This window comes from Scytonema sp. UIC 10036 (assembly GCF_009725235.1).
Window position 1 is genome coordinate 13,291 of sequence record NZ_WJFC01000014.1, and the last position, 15,486, is coordinate 28,776.

At 41.9% G+C, this 15,486-nt stretch carries 24 protein-coding genes and 1 pseudogene; 15 read left to right on the top strand and 10 right to left on the bottom strand.

The features are described from left to right. The first annotated feature begins 1 nt into the window (after position 1). Genes F7734_RS08825 through F7734_RS08840 form a run of 4 tightly spaced genes read left to right on the top strand, consistent with a single transcriptional unit; the run spans position 2 to position 6,154 of the window. Positions 2-1,240 (top strand): DUF4255 domain-containing protein, encoded by a 1,239-nt coding sequence (locus F7734_RS08825; RefSeq protein ID WP_155744322.1) that lies wholly within the window; start codon positions 2-4, stop codon positions 1,238-1,240. Then, on the top strand, positions 1,237-3,285 hold the full coding sequence (locus F7734_RS08830) for an ATP-binding protein (protein ID WP_155744323.1): 2,049 nt from the start codon (positions 1,237-1,239) through the stop codon (positions 3,283-3,285). The genes F7734_RS08825 and F7734_RS08830 overlap by 4 nt, the downstream gene beginning before the upstream one ends. After that, positions 3,282-3,530, top strand: a complete 249-nt coding sequence (locus F7734_RS08835; RefSeq protein WP_155744324.1) for a hypothetical protein — start codon at positions 3,282-3,284, stop codon at positions 3,528-3,530. Before F7734_RS08830 ends, F7734_RS08835 begins: the two co-directional genes overlap by 4 nt. Continuing rightward, positions 3,527-6,154 carry a DUF4157 domain-containing protein gene (locus F7734_RS08840; RefSeq protein WP_243146763.1) on the top strand — a complete coding sequence of 876 codons (2,628 nt, stop codon included), beginning with the start codon at positions 3,527-3,529 and terminating at the stop codon, positions 6,152-6,154. The genes F7734_RS08835 and F7734_RS08840 overlap by 4 nt, the downstream gene beginning before the upstream one ends. A 311-nt stretch (positions 6,155-6,465) precedes the next feature. On the opposite strand, the gene F7734_RS08845 is transcribed toward F7734_RS08840, so the two are convergent. Beyond that, positions 6,466-6,801, bottom strand: coding sequence for a XisI protein (locus tag F7734_RS08845; RefSeq protein WP_155744325.1), 336 nt, complete (start codon positions 6,799-6,801; stop codon positions 6,466-6,468). Next, on the bottom strand, positions 6,789-7,118 hold the full coding sequence (locus F7734_RS08850) for an element excision factor XisH family protein (protein WP_155744326.1): 330 nt from the start codon (positions 7,116-7,118) through the stop codon (positions 6,789-6,791). Before F7734_RS08850 ends, F7734_RS08845 begins: the two co-directional genes overlap by 13 nt. A 117-nt stretch (positions 7,119-7,235) precedes the next feature. Here F7734_RS08850 and F7734_RS61775 point away from each other — a divergent pair, with 117 nt between their 5' ends. The 3 genes from F7734_RS61775 to F7734_RS08865 all read left to right on the top strand — a co-directional run bounded on the left by F7734_RS61775 (position 7,236) and on the right by F7734_RS08865 (position 8,303). Further along, positions 7,236-7,466, top strand: a complete 231-nt coding sequence (locus tag F7734_RS61775) for a papain fold toxin domain-containing protein (protein WP_207714053.1) — start codon at positions 7,236-7,238, stop codon at positions 7,464-7,466. A gap of 178 nt (positions 7,467-7,644) precedes the next feature. After that, a complete protein-coding gene (locus F7734_RS08860; RefSeq protein WP_155744327.1) occupies positions 7,645-8,025 on the top strand; it encodes a hypothetical protein in 381 nt (126 codons plus the stop codon). An 86-nt stretch (positions 8,026-8,111) separates the two neighbouring features. Continuing rightward, positions 8,112-8,303 (top strand): hypothetical protein, encoded by a 192-nt coding sequence (locus tag F7734_RS08865; RefSeq protein WP_155744328.1) that lies wholly within the window; start codon positions 8,112-8,114, stop codon positions 8,301-8,303. A gap of 29 nt (positions 8,304-8,332) precedes the next feature. Here the strand turns inward: F7734_RS08865 and F7734_RS08870 are convergent, their stop codons facing one another. From F7734_RS08870 to F7734_RS63210, 3 genes are all read right to left on the bottom strand, one after another. After that, entirely contained in the window at positions 8,333-8,695 is a 363-nt protein-coding gene (locus F7734_RS08870; protein WP_155744329.1) for a PIN domain-containing protein, read from the bottom strand. Beyond that, positions 8,682-8,918, bottom strand: a complete 237-nt coding sequence (locus F7734_RS08875; protein ID WP_155744330.1) for a type II toxin-antitoxin system Phd/YefM family antitoxin — start codon at positions 8,916-8,918, stop codon at positions 8,682-8,684. Before F7734_RS08875 ends, F7734_RS08870 begins: the two co-directional genes overlap by 14 nt. Positions 8,919-9,058: 140 nt before the next feature. Further along, positions 9,059-9,220 (bottom strand): hypothetical protein, encoded by a 162-nt coding sequence (locus tag F7734_RS63210; RefSeq protein WP_243146764.1) that lies wholly within the window; start codon positions 9,218-9,220, stop codon positions 9,059-9,061. A gap of 458 nt (positions 9,221-9,678) precedes the next feature. Here F7734_RS63210 and F7734_RS61785 point away from each other — a divergent pair, with 458 nt between their 5' ends. Next, a complete protein-coding gene (locus F7734_RS61785; RefSeq protein ID WP_207714055.1) occupies positions 9,679-9,867 on the top strand; it encodes a hypothetical protein in 189 nt (62 codons plus the stop codon). Positions 9,868-9,974: 107 nt separating this feature from the next. Here the strand turns inward: F7734_RS61785 and F7734_RS08890 are convergent, their stop codons facing one another. Beyond that, on the bottom strand, positions 9,975-10,241 hold the full coding sequence (locus tag F7734_RS08890; protein ID WP_155744331.1) for an element excision factor XisI family protein: 267 nt from the start codon (positions 10,239-10,241) through the stop codon (positions 9,975-9,977). After that, positions 10,238-10,477: a type II toxin-antitoxin system HicB family antitoxin gene (locus F7734_RS08895; RefSeq protein ID WP_155744332.1), complete on the bottom strand. Its 240-nt coding sequence runs from the start codon at positions 10,475-10,477 to the stop codon at positions 10,238-10,240. The genes F7734_RS08890 and F7734_RS08895 overlap by 4 nt, the downstream gene beginning before the upstream one ends. A gap of 163 nt (positions 10,478-10,640) precedes the next feature. Between F7734_RS08895 and F7734_RS08900 the strand changes: the two genes are divergently transcribed. The 4 genes from F7734_RS08900 to F7734_RS08915 all read left to right on the top strand — a co-directional run bounded on the left by F7734_RS08900 (position 10,641) and on the right by F7734_RS08915 (position 11,793). After that, positions 10,641-10,799 (top strand): hypothetical protein, encoded by a 159-nt coding sequence (locus F7734_RS08900; protein ID WP_155744333.1) that lies wholly within the window; start codon positions 10,641-10,643, stop codon positions 10,797-10,799. 69 nt (positions 10,800-10,868) lie between these two features. After that, the gene (locus F7734_RS08905) at positions 10,869-11,144 is read left to right on the top strand and encodes a hypothetical protein (protein WP_155744334.1); all 276 of its coding nucleotides are present in this window, start codon (positions 10,869-10,871) and stop codon (positions 11,142-11,144) included. Positions 11,145-11,234: 90 nt separating this feature from the next. Continuing rightward, positions 11,235-11,378, top strand: a complete 144-nt coding sequence (locus F7734_RS63215) for a hypothetical protein (RefSeq protein WP_347566155.1) — start codon at positions 11,235-11,237, stop codon at positions 11,376-11,378. Positions 11,379-11,613: 235 nt separating this feature from the next. Continuing rightward, the gene (locus F7734_RS08915; RefSeq protein WP_155744335.1) at positions 11,614-11,793 is read left to right on the top strand and encodes a hypothetical protein; all 180 of its coding nucleotides are present in this window, start codon (positions 11,614-11,616) and stop codon (positions 11,791-11,793) included. A gap of 229 nt (positions 11,794-12,022) precedes the next feature. Here F7734_RS08915 and F7734_RS63220 read toward each other — a convergent pair. The 3 genes and pseudogenes from F7734_RS63220 to F7734_RS08930 all read right to left on the bottom strand — a co-directional run. Continuing rightward, positions 12,023-12,160: pseudogene (locus tag F7734_RS63220) on the bottom strand (Uma2 family endonuclease); the annotation flags it as partial. 61 nt (positions 12,161-12,221) lie between these two features. Further along, positions 12,222-12,560 (bottom strand): XisI protein, encoded by a 339-nt coding sequence (locus F7734_RS08925; protein ID WP_155744336.1) that lies wholly within the window; start codon positions 12,558-12,560, stop codon positions 12,222-12,224. Beyond that, a complete protein-coding gene (locus F7734_RS08930; protein ID WP_243146765.1) occupies positions 12,548-13,012 on the bottom strand; it encodes a XisH family protein in 465 nt (154 codons plus the stop codon). The genes F7734_RS08925 and F7734_RS08930 overlap by 13 nt, the downstream gene beginning before the upstream one ends. A gap of 720 nt (positions 13,013-13,732) precedes the next feature. Here F7734_RS08930 and F7734_RS08935 point away from each other — a divergent pair. The 3 genes from F7734_RS08935 to F7734_RS08945 all read left to right on the top strand — a co-directional run bounded on the left by F7734_RS08935 (position 13,733) and on the right by F7734_RS08945 (position 15,481). After that, entirely contained in the window at positions 13,733-14,161 is a 429-nt protein-coding gene (locus F7734_RS08935) for a hypothetical protein (RefSeq protein ID WP_155744337.1), read from the top strand. 263 nt (positions 14,162-14,424) lie between these two features. Next, a complete protein-coding gene (locus tag F7734_RS08940; RefSeq protein ID WP_155744338.1) occupies positions 14,425-15,081 on the top strand; it encodes a hypothetical protein in 657 nt (218 codons plus the stop codon). 160 nt (positions 15,082-15,241) lie between these two features. After that, positions 15,242-15,481, top strand: coding sequence for a LysM domain-containing protein (locus F7734_RS08945; protein WP_243146766.1), 240 nt, complete (start codon positions 15,242-15,244; stop codon positions 15,479-15,481). The last annotated feature ends 5 nt before the right edge of the window (positions 15,482-15,486 follow it).

Sequence of the window (15,486 nt, forward strand, 5' to 3'; positions counted from 1 at the left end):
GATGAGTAACGCATTATCTATTGCTGCTGTGACCACAACATTACGTTTCTTGTTACAGCGAAGATTTGACACCGAAGGTGGTGGGACTGTCGTGACAACAAAACCTTTGGATAAAGTACGAGATAACAGTATTAGTAACGGAAATCAGGTTAATCTATTTCTTTATCATACGCAAATTCACCCAGGTTGGCGCAACATGGATATGCCTGACCAAGTAAAGCCAGGTGAAACAGCACAGCCACTATTACCGTTAAACCTCTACTACTTACTCACTGCTTATTCTCAAAATGATGATTACCCAGAACCTACCAGTCATCGTTTGCTTGGTTTAGCAATGAGTGTTTTTCACGACCATTCTATACTGACTCCTGCTGATATTAAAGCTGCTTTGCCTACAACCACAGATTACGACCTCGACCAACAGCTTGAACAGGTGCGAATTGTTTACCAAGCGCTATCTGTGGAAGAGTCATTTAATCTGTGGACAACTTTTCAGTCTCCGTATCGGATCTCAGCAGCTTATGAGGTGTCGGTGGTGTTAATTGAAAGTGGACTGAGTACGAAAACTCCATTACCAGCTATTAGACGCCAAGCTGATGACAGTGGGGCGATTCTCCGGTCTGACCTGATGTCTTTTTTACCAATACTACAGTCAGTGCAGTTACCGAATCAGCAAGCTAGTGCCAGATTAGGAGATGTTCTCGTTCTCAATGGTGATAATTTAAACGGTGAAAGTTTAGTTATATTATTTACAAATACTCGTAGAGAAATTACTGTAGAATTACCATCCCCGACAGAGAGAACGGCGAAAGAAATTAGGGTACAATTGCCTGATGAAGCTGCTAACTGGGTAGCTGGTTTTTATACTGTAGCAGTGAGAGTCACCCGGACTGGGGAACAGACGCGGACTAGTAATGAGTTATCTTTTTCGCTAGCGCCAAAAATTTTGGATATCATACCACGTCAGGCACAGCGGGATGCTAATGGGGAGGTGTTGCTGACTGTGGTTTACAGTCCCCTGGTGCGACCAGAACAGCGGGTGGCTTTGTTATTAGGAGACAGAGAAATTGTAGCACCACCCCGAACGACTACCACAGATCGGCTAGAGTTTCGGATTACTGGGGTAAAACCAGGTGAGTATTTTGTGCGATCGCGCATTGATGGAGTAGATAGTTTGCTGGTGGATCGGACTGTGACACCGCCAGTCTTCGACCAGAACCAGAAGGTGACAATTGTATGAGCGAGATGAATAACTGGTTACAACAAAACCAAAAATACTTGGGTCAAGCGCTGGGTTGGTTGCGATCGCGTCTGCAGGAAATAGCAAAATTACCAGATGCAGAAATCCCAGAGGTAAAAGAATTTCCCACTGGCGAGGGGATGAATCCGCCACCAGCGCTGATTTTGTTAAGCCATAAATTAGGGCTATCGCGCTTTGAGCAACAGGTGCTACTATTATGTGTAGCTATGGAGTTAGATACTCGTATAGCTCGTCTGTGCGCCAAAGCGCAGGATAATGAGTACCAGCCTTACCCCACATTTGCCCTAGCTTTATCCCTATTCGACGAATCTGCTTGGAATGCCCTTTCTTGGGAAAGTCCCTTACGGTATTGGCGATTAATTGAAATTCACCAGTCGGGTGTGCAACCGCTGACTAGTAGTGCGTTGCGTGCTGATGAGAGAATTGTTCACTATATCAAAGGGTTAAATATTTTAGATGACCGCTTGGCATCATTATTAATGCCACTGTCAACTGAAGAATGGGAGGTAGAATTACCCCATTCCCAGCAGACTGTTGTGGAGTCAATTTTCCAACAACTGGCACATACTGGCAGAGGGCAACCTTTACCTGTGATACAGTTAGTGGGGGCAGATTCCCAGAGTAAACAACTCATAGCCCAGCAAGTAGTAGCCGCGATGGATAGATACATCTATCGGCTACCGGTGGAACTATTACCCAGCAACGCCAGTGAGTTAGAAACCCTTGCCCGTCTTTGGCAACGAGAAACTTTGTTATTACCCCTGGCTTTATATTTAGATGCCCAAGAGGTGGACGGGAAACAGCATCAGGAAGGAGAATTACCACCCCTGCATCGGTTTCTTCACCGCAGTGGCGGGCTAATTTTTCTGAGTACCCGTGAAGCACGGCAGAATTTAGGACTACCAACCATTGTTGTAGATATAGATAAACCTACAGCACAAGAACAACAAGCCCTCTGGGAGGCGGTGCTAGATTCTTCTTCACAGGAGTATGCGGGAATATTAGCCACTCAGTTTAATCTGAATGTAGTGGCAATTAGGCAAATTGCCGAGACTGCACAGGCGGAAAGCTCAAATTCAGCAATGAATAATCAGATAGAATTGCCTGGGAGTTTGCCCAGATCCAAAATCCAAAATCCAAAATCTAAAATCCAAAATCATTTATGGTCTGGTTGTCTCGCCAGTACCCGCCCACAGTTGGATTCCCTCGCCCAACGCCTCAACCCCAAAGCCACTTGGGATGATATTGTTCTCCCACCAGAAGAGACAAACTTATTGCAGCAAATAGCCGAACAAATCCGCCAGCGCAGTCAAGTTTATCAACATTGGGGATTTGATAAACGCATGAATCGGGGTATGGGTATCAGCGCCTTGTTTGCAGGGGAAAGCGGTACAGGGAAGACAATGGCTGCGGAAGTGATAGCCAATGATTTGCAACTCCATCTCTATCGGATTGACCTTTCGGCGGTGGTTAACAAATATATCGGCGAAACAGAGAAAAATCTGCGGCGATTGTTTGATGCGGCGGAAGATGGGGGGGCGATTTTGTTTTTTGATGAAGCGGATGCTTTATTTGGCAAACGTTCCGAGGTGAGAGACAGTCATGACCGTCACGCCAACATTGAGGTAAATTATCTATTGCAGAGAATGGAAGCGTATCGCGGTTTGGCAATTTTGGCAACTAATCTTAAGAGTTCTATAGACCAAGCCTTTATGCGCCGCTTGCGGTTTATTGTCAATTTTCCCTTTCCTGGCGTGGCTGAACGTCAGGTGATGTGGGAGAAGGTGTTTCCACCACAGACACCAAAAGAGGATTTAGATTATCAGCGCTTGGCGCGGTTGAATTTGACTGGTGCAAGTATCCACAATGTGGCGTTGAATGCAGCTTTTTTGGCAGCGCAAGGGGGTACACCTGTGACAATGGCGCAGGTGTTAGCAGCAGCGCGGAGTGAGTTTCGCAAATTGGATCGACCCGTGAATGAGGCAGATTTTCGGGTTTTAGTACCTACAGGAGTTAGGGGATGAATATCAACATTGATATAGAAAAGCTGGTTTTTGAGGGGATGGCTATGTCTCCCAGTCAGAGGCGGTTGTTGCAAGGGGCGGTGGAGGCGGAATTGGGGCGATTGCTGGCTACTGAGGGGATACCAGATAAGTGGAAAGGGGGTGGGGTAGTGCCTACGGGTGCTATTCAAATAAAGCCAGGAACGAATTTCACTCAGATAGGGCAGCAAATTGCACAAGGAATATATGGAGGAATGAAACCATGACTAGTAAAAGAATTGTACAAACTAATCAGCAGCAAAAAAGCGAAGCACCGAAGGCGAGTGGCATTTTACAGCGTTTAGCTGTGCGATCGGGTTTGGAGGCGGGGGTTCAATTTGAAGAACAAGAAGCATTGGCATTAAGTAATTCTGCTTTTTCCAACGACTTTAGCCAAGTGCCTATTAGCACGACTACATCACAGCAGATTATGGCAAAGCTTAGGATTAATCCAGTAGAGGATAAAAACGATGTAGTTCAGTGCTATCAAAACATTGATAAAGGTAAGCTTTCAGAAAATGCTGAGTTATTAGTTACTAATGCTCAAGAACTCTACGCAAGTGATGAACAATTTAAAAAGACAGATGATTTTAACAGAGTTAGCTTTCGCCAAGGTGAGGAATGGAAAGAGAATATTGGCGGAGAAAGCGTAAATAAAAATTTGAAAAAAGTCATACCTCAAGTGAATGACAAAGAACTATCAAACAGTATAAGCAATTATGGGAAGGATACAGAACCGACAGTTTTGATGAGCAAAATAGAACAGAGAGTAGAGAACCAGTTAAAAGCTCAATTTTTCGATGCAATAACCGATGGAATTCTTCGCCATTTGCCAGATGACTCGGACGCAGCTGCTGAAGCAATAACTGAGATTATTATAAAAAGGGGATCTAAATTTCAAAAAGACAAAGCGAAACAACGCTTGAAAAACTATCTAACCAGACAGACAGAACTTTTAGAGCGACCATTGCTGCCCTCCGATTGTGGAATCTTAGCTAAACTAATAACTGGGGTCAATGAAGAAAAAGAAGAAACCTCAGCAGTTAACCCAGGCACGTTGTATCGATACCAGCGCGACAGTAAAGATAACGGAAATACCGAATGGGATTACCACTATGCCGCCATTATTATGACGGATGGCACCGACCACGTAACTCTGGAAAACGCCGCTGCTAAGGTATCTGATATGTACTCAAAGCTGGAATACGACAGAACCTGGTATTTTGAAATGTATGGTCATGCCGAGGGTCAAACCTTTCAGGACAAGTATAAGGCTGATTTCAACAAGGGAGGAGAAGTGAAAAAATTTACTCCCTCTAATCAGTCGGAAAAAAGTGAGACAGCCCAAGCAAGTGGCATCTTACAGAAAAAGGAAATATCGGGAACATCCAGCGAGAGTATGAATACATTTGGGGTGGTTCAGGAAAACAAAACTGGACTTCCTGACAACCTGAAAGCCGGAATTGAAAATCTTTCTGGCATATCAATGGATGACGTAAAAGTCCACTACAACTCTTCTAAACCTACCCAGTTGCAAGCACTGGCGTACACGAAAGGAACAGAAATTTATGTGGCACCTGGGCAGGAAAAGCATCTGCCACATGAAGCATGGCATGTCGTGCAGCAAACGCAGGGACGTGTGAAACCGACGATGCAAATGAAGGGGGTACAGATTAATGATGATCAGGGATTGGAGAGGGAAGCAGACATGATGGGGGCGAAAGCAATGCCAATACCGCGTCCCACTCCCGCCGCGACCGGGGTGGCGGCTCAAGCGGTGAGGCGATCCTCTCCACCACAGCAGCAGTTATCACAACACCACGCCACAAAAGCCCCCTCTGCATCGACTAGCGATCTCGCGATCCAAGAGAAAGGCGACATCACACGAAGTAGTCAAGTCGCATCAAACAAGCATGTCCTTCAAGCTAAGTTCTTTAATGAAAGTAACACTTTGACCAAGGAGCAGGTGAGCAATTGGTATTTGAATTTGAGCGACTCTGGTGGGCCGACTATAATCCCAGAAGAATACAATCCGATCCTCGCCATCCTCGTGGATAGCGCAGATGAAATTCAGCTAAAGGACTTCAATAGCAAGGACGAGTTTGTAAAATATTTAAACGAAAGAGACAAGGACTACCGACCACGAACAAAAGAAAAAAGCAAGCTGATTCCAGGGACGCTAAGTATTGAGAAGCCTGGTTCTTTAGAGCATTGGAGCCTGGGAAGCAGCGAAACTCATGGGGTTCCCACGGATTTAGATGCGGCAAAAGCGACTGAGTTAACTCATGTAACCTACGACGCAGAAAAATTAAATCATACTTATATCTCGTCGAGTTATGGTAGCAATCCAGGAGAATTTGGATATGGATTCTATCTGACGACGGGTCATCAAATGCAGCCGCAGCAGGCTATTAGTAATCAATGGGGAGATCCGAAGACGAGAAAATTTCCCAAGGATATCGTTCGATTCAGAATTGCGAATACTACACTGGAGAAAATAGTTAGTAATAAAGAACACTTGGCTTTCTTAATTTATATGTTGCAGGCTAGTTCTGGATATCCGGAGGGAATGTCTGAAGATAGCGCTGTAGAGATCATGAATCAGATCAATATCCAAGGGAGAGTCTTAATATTTCCGGACGACAAGGAAAAGCGAATTAAGATCGACAAACAAACGTGGAGTACATGGACCCAATATACCGAACGTAACGCAGGTAACAGTCACCACTTTTTAGTTATAGGCCCTCAACGCCCAGATGCTTTGGCTAATATTCGTCAGATCGCAGTCCGAGGAGAGTATGGCGATCAATTCATAAATATGGCAAAGTGCTCCTATCAGAAATTACAATAGTGTGATCGCGTTCTCTGCGCAACTACAAACCAGTATTAATTTTTGTCTCTACACACGCGACTTCATGTTCTCATAAATATGCCCATGTATGAAGGTTAATGAGCGTGTGATGGGCTTTGTCCCGCCTGAGCGTAAAGCGCACGTTCTGCGAACAGCGATCGCCCTATTATTTGCAGGTTCAACCTAACTGAAGAACAATAAGATTCTGAACGCGATCGCTTGTATCTCCCCTCCTGTCCAATCGCGCTTAGTCTCCCGCCAAACAACATTATCAACAAATCCAACCCTAAGAAGCGATCGCCACGTTATTGTTAAGCCACTCCATAGCCCGTATATTCTCGCATTTGGGGAGCTTGAAATCCTAGAATAATATCATCTTTTGGAACTCCTTGCTCAACAAGTTCAACAGCCACTCTCATTTCCGTCATATTCTGCTCAATCCAAATTTTTCCCTCTTTAATATCTAAATGTAAAACAGAACCATAAACTCGCCTATGACCATCCCATCCCACATTCACCACCATGTAATGATCTTGTTTTGTATCAAAAACCGTGTAACAATCAATTTGACCATTTGCGATGGGAATAGCAGCATAAGCCGTTAACAGCGACTGAATGATATAGCGATAAGATTCTAGGGTATCCATTGTAAAATTACCTCTTGAATTGGGTCATAAACAATTTGTTTAATCTGATATCTCTCTACAGAAATTTGGGCAAATTCCCGCTTAAAAAAAGATTCATAAATATTTATAGGCACCGCCATATAGAGAATCCGATTTGGCTCGCTTATTTCTAAAGCCAGCCGATAATTCAAAAACTGTCCTAACGCAGCATGGTAATCTGTTAGGGGTGAATCACTCAAAAATGTTTTAATCTCAACTGCAATTTTTTCTTCACCTCTGTCTGCTGCTAACAGTTGTTCCGCACCTAAATCTAGACTAGTTAGGAGTGCGAAACTCAAAACCTTGACAGGAATTAAGATACACGAAATGCTCCCTTCCCGCTCCTACCCCACTACTGTTTTTTGTCGCCAGACATCGTATAGACGTTATAATAAAATCAACTTTTTGTTCAGGAGGTGCTTTGCCTGACAGAACCCATAGACGATGCAGCCATTACAGAACTTTACAAAGCTATCGGCAATATTGTTATCCGATTTCCTCTGCTTCACTGTCAAGAATGTGCTAGCACACTCAAAAGATGGCTAAAACAACGTGGAGTACCGGGAAAACTTTGGCGAATTTCTACCCGATACGACCATGAAGATTTTATACTCAGCGCTCGCCTCGAACAACTGTCTTTGCTTTGAAAGCATTACTGAAAATGGTGTTCACTATGGTGTTGAAGTTTATGGAAAAATCTTCGACAACCTTTCTAGACTTGGACTTTCACCAGAAAATTGGGTTGAAGATTTTACCTCCCTATCCAATGAATTTAAAACTGAAGTAATTGAAGAGTTTTAGAGATGCGATTTTATGGAGCTAAGAATGAGTACATTATTTGAACTACTAGAAAAAATTAAAAGCAAACCAGGGTTATACCTGGGAACTGCATCCATTACAAATCTGCGAATGTTTATACTTGGTTATCGCTTTGCGCGATCCGAAGCAGGTATTACTAATACTGAAGCCGAAAGTGACTTTTACAAAAACTTTCAACCCTGGTTGCAAAATCGCTTATCAATCCGTACTGTTAACGCGTGGGACAAAATTATTTTGCTCACCTGTATTGATGAGAAAGCAGGGTTTGATTATTTCTTTCAACTTTTGGATGAGTTTATTCAACGAGACAAAAGCCAAGATATAGATCCAATGTTAGCTGCACAACCCTCACAAAATACCGACAAAGTGCCCACACTACCCCACTAATTGCCTATTGACAAAAATTATCATATATGGGTGATGAATTGTAGGGTGGATACCCAACTATTGAAGATGCAATTGACACAGCTTTGGTGCTACTGGCTGACGAGACAACCAAGCATTGTTCAGAAGAAACCCCAGAATACCTAGCTTGGGTGGAACAAACACGCCTAAAGATTGAAGTTGGTGTGCAGGCAGCACAGCGAGGTGATGTTTTAGATGCAACTGTGGTATTAGCTCGATTACGCAATAAGGTGGAAGTGGCAGCAGCTTCAGCTACATGAGATACTAACTGTTAATCATACCATTTTGCCTACAGATAATTATTCAGAATATTTTGGTCTTTGCTCAGTAATATGTTGTTACTTAACAGAGCATTTGCAGTGATAATGCGGTCGAAAGGATCGCGAGTCCAAGTAATCGTTAAACTAATGCTGATAATATCATTAAAGTTTTTGTTACATATCTTTAAGCCAATCTGCTCAGATAGATCCGCAATAATCACATCTGGCTCATCGGTAATCCGTTTTATCTCATATAAATACTGTAGCTCTAATCGAACAATTGCCGAAATATAAACTTCATTGTCATTAATTAAAGTTTTAGCAATATCAGTTAATTTATCTATCAAACCAGAATATAGCCATACTACTACATGAGTATCAAGATAAATCAATATTAACCTCCTGCTCCCAACTGATATTAACTAAATCATCTGGATTTCCTTGAATAACATCAGGTTTAAAAGTCAAATTGTTAAGCTTATCTTTTTTATCTACAGGAACGATTTTTAACAACTTTCCATTTTTGCTGATTTCTAGTGGAATACCTGTTTCTAGTACCTCATCCAGTAACCGATCAATATTATTACTCAATTCTGTGAGTGTAACCTTCTTCATTGTGTTCCCTAAAAATTGACATTATTTCATGAGTGTAGATATCATAACTCAATTATAAAGTGCGATGTCTACGACGGGCTGCGCCTACGCTCAAGTAAGAGAATGATTTAGAACAGATGCCGAATTTCCAAGTACAATGTTTAAAGGAGTGCGATCGCATAACGCATAAACCAAACCCCAAACAAAGCGATTGTTGGGCTAGAAGTGCCGATCTCTCTCTCCATTCTCACCCAAAATGCGATCGCCTGATATTGTAGTGCGATCGTAGCAGCAAGCTTTGTTGTACCAAAGATTGTCATCATTTGGCTGAAATTCCAAGGCTTTGTCGTAAGCAGCCAGCGCTTCGGGATATCGTTTTAAGTAGTACAGCGCAAAACCTTTGTTGAACCAGGCGGAAACTCTATCCGGCTTTAACTCTAGGGCTTTGTCGTAAGCGGCGAGCGCTGAGGGATATCGTTTTAAGTCAAACAGCGCATTGCCTTTATTGTACCAGGCTGCTTCTCTATCCGGCTTTAATTCTAAGGCTTTGTCGTAGGCAGCGAGCGCTGAGGGATATCGTTCTAACTCAATCAGCGCATCGCCTTTATTTTACCAGGCTGCTTCTCTATCCGGCTTTAATTCTAGGGCTTTGTCCTAAGCGGCGAGCGCTGAGGGATAAAGTATGGAAGCGAATTAGAAATTAATGCTGATATTTCCACTTCTCGACAAAAACGACAAGAACGCAATTTATGGCAAAGACGATTTTGGGAACATCTGATACGTGATGATAGAGATTTTGCCAAACCGCAGCGATTATATTCATTACAATCCTGTGCGCCATCGGCTTTGTTCTGTTCCTGAAGATTGGAAATTTTCAACCATTCATCGGTTGATAGCTGGTGGTGTTTATCCGCCGAATTGGGGGATGGGGGAAATTCCAGAAAAGCCTGAAAGTATTTGGGATATATAGGCGGTGGTGGTGGGTTACGCTGGTGCTGTGGTGCGTTACACTGGCGCTAACGCACCCTACGATTATAGGCGGGGAGTGACAAAGGAGGGAAGGGTTTTACAAAGCGGCTACGCGCTGGCAAATTCGGTATATTGTCTAACATGAAGTGGATGAAATGCTAAAACAATTTCCTCTTTTGGAATCCCTTTGAGCAACAAATCTGTCGCTACCCCATTTTCTGTCCAATCTTCCTCAATCCAAATTTTCTCATCTTTTAAACGTATATAAATATCCTTGTAAATAGCGTGACTCCCCTTTTGATGGTCAAAATAAAAACCTAATTGTTCAATGACTCTAATAAAATCTTTAGCTTTAACACTGGGATAATTACTCATGCCTTGATACTTAAAGGCTTAACAATTAAATCTTCTTGAGGAATTGACTGATTATCAGCCTTTAAACTTTCAATATATAATTCAATAGCTTCTGTAATATTCTCAATGGCCTCTTCAAAAGTATCACCTTGAGAATGACAACCTTTGAGAACAGGACAAAAAGCGTGATAACCTCCATCTGATTCTTTTTCCAGAATTACTGTGTAATTGTAAATCTGTTTATTGTTGTCATTCATACATTTTCAACTTAAAGGCAATTTACCTACTTTTAGCTTAGACTTATTTCATAAAATGTGCGTAGGCGCAACCCGCAGCAGACATCGCTTTTTATTTCATTACGACGGCACAATTATAAAATTTTTACTATTATAACACAATTGGCTCGCTATCGCCACTAATATGTTTTGGTTTGGCTGTGGGATTGTTGCTGATGAACGCAGGCGCAGCCAGTCGCAGACATCGTATTTTTTGGAGAAGAGCGTAGAGGCTGGCGTACACTTGGATCAAACATTTGTGACTGAAAGCGGCGATCAAAAGAGCGATCGCCCATTGCCTTAAACAGAGTTAGAATTTTAGTGATTAATTCCCCAAAATACTAACCCTAATCTACTCCCATTATCAAAACTCATGAAACAAACACATTATCTAACCACAACCGTTCAAAAAGGCAACCGTCTTGAGATTACCCTTCCCAGTTTACCAGAAGGACAAACCATAGAAGTGATTTTAATCGTACCCAGTCAGTCAATGGATCGCCAAGCTTTTCGACAACTCCCAATAGAAGAATGTCGTCGCATTTTAACCGAACAAGCAGAAGCAATGATTGACTATTATCAAGAAGATAAAGAATGTATTGATTGGCTAAATTTTGAGAACGGTGAAATCTATGACTATCAATCCTAAAAGGGGTGAAATTTGGCTGATTAACTTAGATCCAACCATTGGCGCAGAAATCAAAAAACTCGAAGAGCGGTTGTCGTCAACTCAGATTATATTGGAAAACTTCCTCTTAAATTAGTTGTTCCAATTACCAATTGGCAATCATCTTTTAGCGATAATCTTTGGCATATTTATCTAACACCTACAAGAGAAAATGGATTAACCAAACTATCATCTGCTGACGTGTTACAGCTTTGAAGCGTTGACCTACAAAGATTTATTCGTCAACTAGGAGCTTTATCAACTTCCGATTTACAAGAAATAATAACAGCAATTGTGATTATTATTGAATGCGATCGGTAGTCAGGTTAATAAGCGTGCGATACACGAAGTGCGTCTAGCTTTGGGGTGTACGCCTCATCTTTCGTATAAGATACTTTTCCAAAAAACTATTGTGTTTGGGTTGTGGAATTTTTGGTCTTCACCGAGAGGAATGATGCGTAAAATAAAACACAACCATAAACTCGCCGATGACCAAAAGTCAAGCGATCGCCCATGTATGAAGGTTAATGAACGTGCGATGGGCTTCGCCCCGCCTGAGCGCAAAGCGCACACTCTGCGAACAGCGATTACCCTATTATTTGCTGGTTCAACTTCAGTCGCACGGCGATAGCTGATGCTGAATCAGTAAGTCAATGTAGGTTTGTTGACTAGAAGTAGGGGTCACTTCACTTCGCTCCGAATTCAAAAGTCAAAAGTCACGCATTCAAAATTAAGAACCATCAAAATGTGTTGAACCCAGAATTCCCGCAATTTCACCTTGCTAATTACATGCATCCCTAAAGTTAGAAATTTCTGCTAATTTTAGCATTGAAACACAGGATATTCCTGCACCTATTGCATATAATAATTAATTCCCCTGTAGCTGTACGCTCGAATCTTAAGTCACGGTTATTTTGACAAAGCTGAAAAAATTGCTCGTCAGTTAAGTCAACATTTAATTCGAGGGGAGCAGGTAAACTGACGGTATGAGTGTTCATATTATCTCTTGTGAGAGCAGCTATATATCATAACATAATTGACAATGGCAATTTAAAAAAACTAAGCGATCGCAAATTCAGTATATTGTCTGACATGAGGTGGATGAAATGCTAAAACAATCTCTTCCCGTGCAATACCTTTGTGCAACAAATCCGTCGCCACACCATCCTCTGTCCAATCTTCTTCAATCCAAATTTTGTCATCCAGCAAACGAATATGAATCATCACACTCTTAATCCGCTCATCTTTGTGCCAACCCATCAACAGCAAAAGGTACTGATCGTGTACCTCATCAAAGGCTAAAGCACTTTCAGTTGTAGAGCCAGATTTGTCATTCAATTGAAAATATTCTGTTAAAACTTCTTGGACAATTTGACGATGATACTTTAATCTATCCATTGCACAATTACCTCACTTTCTGCATCAACGATTAGCAATTTAACCTGATTGCGCTTGATAATCATTTGGGTTAATGGGCGGTGAAAATAACTTTTATACGTTCCTTGTGTAATCGCCAAATACAGTTGAAAATTTGATGCCGTCTCTAGTAAAATATCGCGATAAACAACATACTGACCCACAGCTTGCTCTAAATCATTAATAAACGAGCGACCTAAGAAGCTTTTGACTTCTACAAGTATTTTTTGCCCCTGTTTTTCTGCCGCAATCGATTTTTCAGCGGCAATATCCACATATAAGCGATCTCCACCATATTCCAAAGTATAATCTTCTGTTATAATCTCCCAGCCATCCTTGAGCAATGCGAATCTCACAGCATTATGGTAAATATCCTTAGCAGGCATTTGTATTTTTAACCTACATACCCCCTCAATTTTAACGCCATATTTCAAGTAAGCGCCTACTTTGTGGAGATTTGTAAACAGCAATCGCTCGTTGATCGGCTGCGGAACCCTCATCAGAAACATTCCTCATGAATTTCCTAATTCCCGATGATATCCTGAGTGCTAGTGAAATGGCCAAAGATGATATCCTGAGTGCTAGTGAAATGGCCAAAAAAGCTGCAACACTAATTAATCAGACTACGGTGGGAGCGATAAGAACCGTGAGGACGATGAAGCAATACGTATCTACATGGAGCGACTGCACAACGAACCGGGCGTAATCCGACAAACTGGAGGGCTGAATGAAGAAGACCTCAACCAACTAGAGCAACTTATCAAACAACGAGTGGGCGATAAGCCCAAGGCTTGACGCCGTCCATGGGTATCGCCTAATCAAGTTAGGTGCGGTATGTAGTTGGCACGGCTATCAAATCGTAAATGATGAGCTTATTTGGTGCATTATTCCGCTCCTACACCTAAAAATAATTAATCACTGCTTCTATATAAGACCGAAAAATAATTTATTAGCAATCCAATCAGCTTTGAATACGATCTGTATAAGGACAGGATGAAAGGCTTGCGCGTCAGCAAGCTTAACTTCTGTTATGCAAATAAGGTAGTGGCTCATTGTCAACTGCTGTAGAGACTTGGATTCATCTTTGTCTCTACACACTCAATTTGATGCTCTCATCAATCTCATTATTCTTCAATTCTCTCACCAAAAAACTGATGTCTGACTTTATTCTCACTACTGGCGACCCAGCCATATTCAACCCCACCTTTGGAAAAGCAATAGTTGTTGTATTCCCTGGTACATTGAGCGGTACTGGTAGAGCTACTGTGCAAGGCAGAACCATTTGTGTGGAAGGCGACGAGAAAAGAGTGATTGTTCCTGGTTGTCCTTACACAAGTCCGCCATTTGTCACTCCCGGCGCTGGAATACTTTTCATTCAATCCTTAAACGCCAATCAAAAAGCCACAAGAGTTAAATCTGGGGGAAAAGCGGTATTGCTCAAAGGCAGTACCTTCAATGCGAGATTTCAGGTAATGGTTCCTGCTATGCAACCATCATTACCAGTGCCGATACCAGACCCAGTTCCAGTATATACTGGCACGGGAACTTTTCTCACTACAAATATGAGAGTAAAAGGAACATGATAGAACGTGAATGGTGGACGGAAGATGGCGAACTATAGCAATCCTATTTGAGATCCAAATAAGGGAGACAAGGAAGACAAGGAGGACAAGGAAGACAAGGAAGAGGTGTTTGTAAATCATTTAGGACTGCTATATATACCTAAAAATAATTAATCAGCGCTTTGATTAATACCGAAAAATAATTTATTAGCTATTGATTCAGGAAAGGATACGATTTTTAGTAGGAAAAAACAAAATGGTTCGCGTTATTCAACATTATCACTATGCCTAGCTTTCCCCGTGCTCCACGCTTATTTAAAGGAGCTATTGTTCTGCTTGATTCTGTCAGCTTTTTCCCCAAAGGGATGGTGACACTACAATATAATCCTGAAACCCTCAGACGTACCTTGCAAGTACAGAGGACTGGATCTGACGGCGGCGATCACCTTGAAGCTTTGCGCCTCACTGCACCACCCATTGAAACAATTCAGTTAGAGGCGGAAATCGATGCTACAGATCAACTAGAGTTTCCTGTAAAAAATCCTGTCACAGTGGTAAACGGTATACATCCCCAACTAGCAGCTTTAGAAACTATTATTTATCCCAAAAGCCGCGAAATTCAGCAAAACAATGTGCTTGCCCGAAGTGGTAACTTAGAGATTGTGCCAATAGAAGCTGATTTAAGTGTATTTGTGTGGAGTGTAAACCGTGTTCTACCAGTACGCCTGACTGAATTCAGCATCACTGAAGAAGCATTTGACACCTTATTGAATCCCATTCGTGCCAAAGTTAGTTTGGGAATGCAAGTGTTAAGTACGAATGATTTGAGATTTGACCATAAGGGTAGTAGCTTGTTTAGTGTGCATCATAAACAAAAAGAAGTGTTTGCAAACATGAATTTGGGTTTGAATGCTCTAGGAGCGATCGCTTCGTTGTTATGATTTTGTTTATTATAGCAGTTTTTACAGAAATAACTCACACTGTTTGTAAGGTTGCAATGCCTTACACCCTGCATCAGATAAACCTAGTTTCACCTATAACATAAACAAGAGCAAAATGTTTTCTACTAACAGTCGTTATTATGGTATAAAAATGGCCACAATGCAAACAGCATCTAATCAAACTGTAGCTTACCTGCAACGCCGATTTCTCCCACCATCTGAGAAACTTGAAGTCCTTCAGGAACATACAGTGACTCAAGGCGATCGCCTGGACAATATCACAGCTCGTTATCTAGGCGATCCGGAACAATTCTGGCGTTTGTGTGATGCTAATAATGCCATGCACCCTGATGAATTGACTGCCCAAATTGGTCAAAAACTGCGTATTCCTCTTATTTAAACAGG

What these genes read in the sequence shown, in the direction of transcription:
- F7734_RS08945 (WP_243146766.1), top strand. Translation starts at nt 15,242, where the DNA reads ATGCAAACAGCATCTAATCAAACTGTAGCTTACCTGCAACGCCGATTT.
- F7734_RS08890 (WP_155744331.1), bottom strand. Translation starts at nt 10,241, where the DNA reads ATGAGTAATTATCCCAGTGTTAAAGCTAAAGATTTTATTAGAGTCATT.
- F7734_RS08940 (WP_155744338.1), top strand. Translation starts at nt 14,425, where the DNA reads ATGCCTAGCTTTCCCCGTGCTCCACGCTTATTTAAAGGAGCTATTGTT.
- F7734_RS08875 (WP_155744330.1), bottom strand. Translation starts at nt 8,918, where the DNA reads ATGAAGAAGGTTACACTCACAGAATTGAGTAATAATATTGATCGGTTA.
- F7734_RS08915 (WP_155744335.1), top strand. Translation starts at nt 11,614, where the DNA reads ATGATGCGTAAAATAAAACACAACCATAAACTCGCCGATGACCAAAAG.
- F7734_RS08835 (WP_155744324.1), top strand. Translation starts at nt 3,282, where the DNA reads ATGAATATCAACATTGATATAGAAAAGCTGGTTTTTGAGGGGATGGCT.
- F7734_RS08905 (WP_155744334.1), top strand. Translation starts at nt 10,869, where the DNA reads ATGAAACAAACACATTATCTAACCACAACCGTTCAAAAAGGCAACCGT.
- F7734_RS08840 (WP_243146763.1), top strand. Translation starts at nt 3,527, where the DNA reads ATGACTAGTAAAAGAATTGTACAAACTAATCAGCAGCAAAAAAGCGAA.
- F7734_RS08825 (WP_155744322.1), top strand. Translation starts at nt 2, where the DNA reads ATGAGTAACGCATTATCTATTGCTGCTGTGACCACAACATTACGTTTC.
- F7734_RS08925 (WP_155744336.1), bottom strand. Translation starts at nt 12,560, where the DNA reads ATGGATAGATTAAAGTATCATCGTCAAATTGTCCAAGAAGTTTTAACA.
- F7734_RS08845 (WP_155744325.1), bottom strand. Translation starts at nt 6,801, where the DNA reads ATGGATACCCTAGAATCTTATCGCTATATCATTCAGTCGCTGTTAACG.
- F7734_RS08860 (WP_155744327.1), top strand. Translation starts at nt 7,645, where the DNA reads ATGAGTACATTATTTGAACTACTAGAAAAAATTAAAAGCAAACCAGGG.
- F7734_RS63210 (WP_243146764.1), bottom strand. Translation starts at nt 9,220, where the DNA reads ATGATGACAATCTTTGGTACAACAAAGCTTGCTGCTACGATCGCACTA.
- F7734_RS08935 (WP_155744337.1), top strand. Translation starts at nt 13,733, where the DNA reads ATGTCTGACTTTATTCTCACTACTGGCGACCCAGCCATATTCAACCCC.
- F7734_RS08900 (WP_155744333.1), top strand. Translation starts at nt 10,641, where the DNA reads ATGTTTTGGTTTGGCTGTGGGATTGTTGCTGATGAACGCAGGCGCAGC.
- F7734_RS08895 (WP_155744332.1), bottom strand. Translation starts at nt 10,477, where the DNA reads ATGAATGACAACAATAAACAGATTTACAATTACACAGTAATTCTGGAA.
- F7734_RS08830 (WP_155744323.1), top strand. Translation starts at nt 1,237, where the DNA reads ATGAGCGAGATGAATAACTGGTTACAACAAAACCAAAAATACTTGGGT.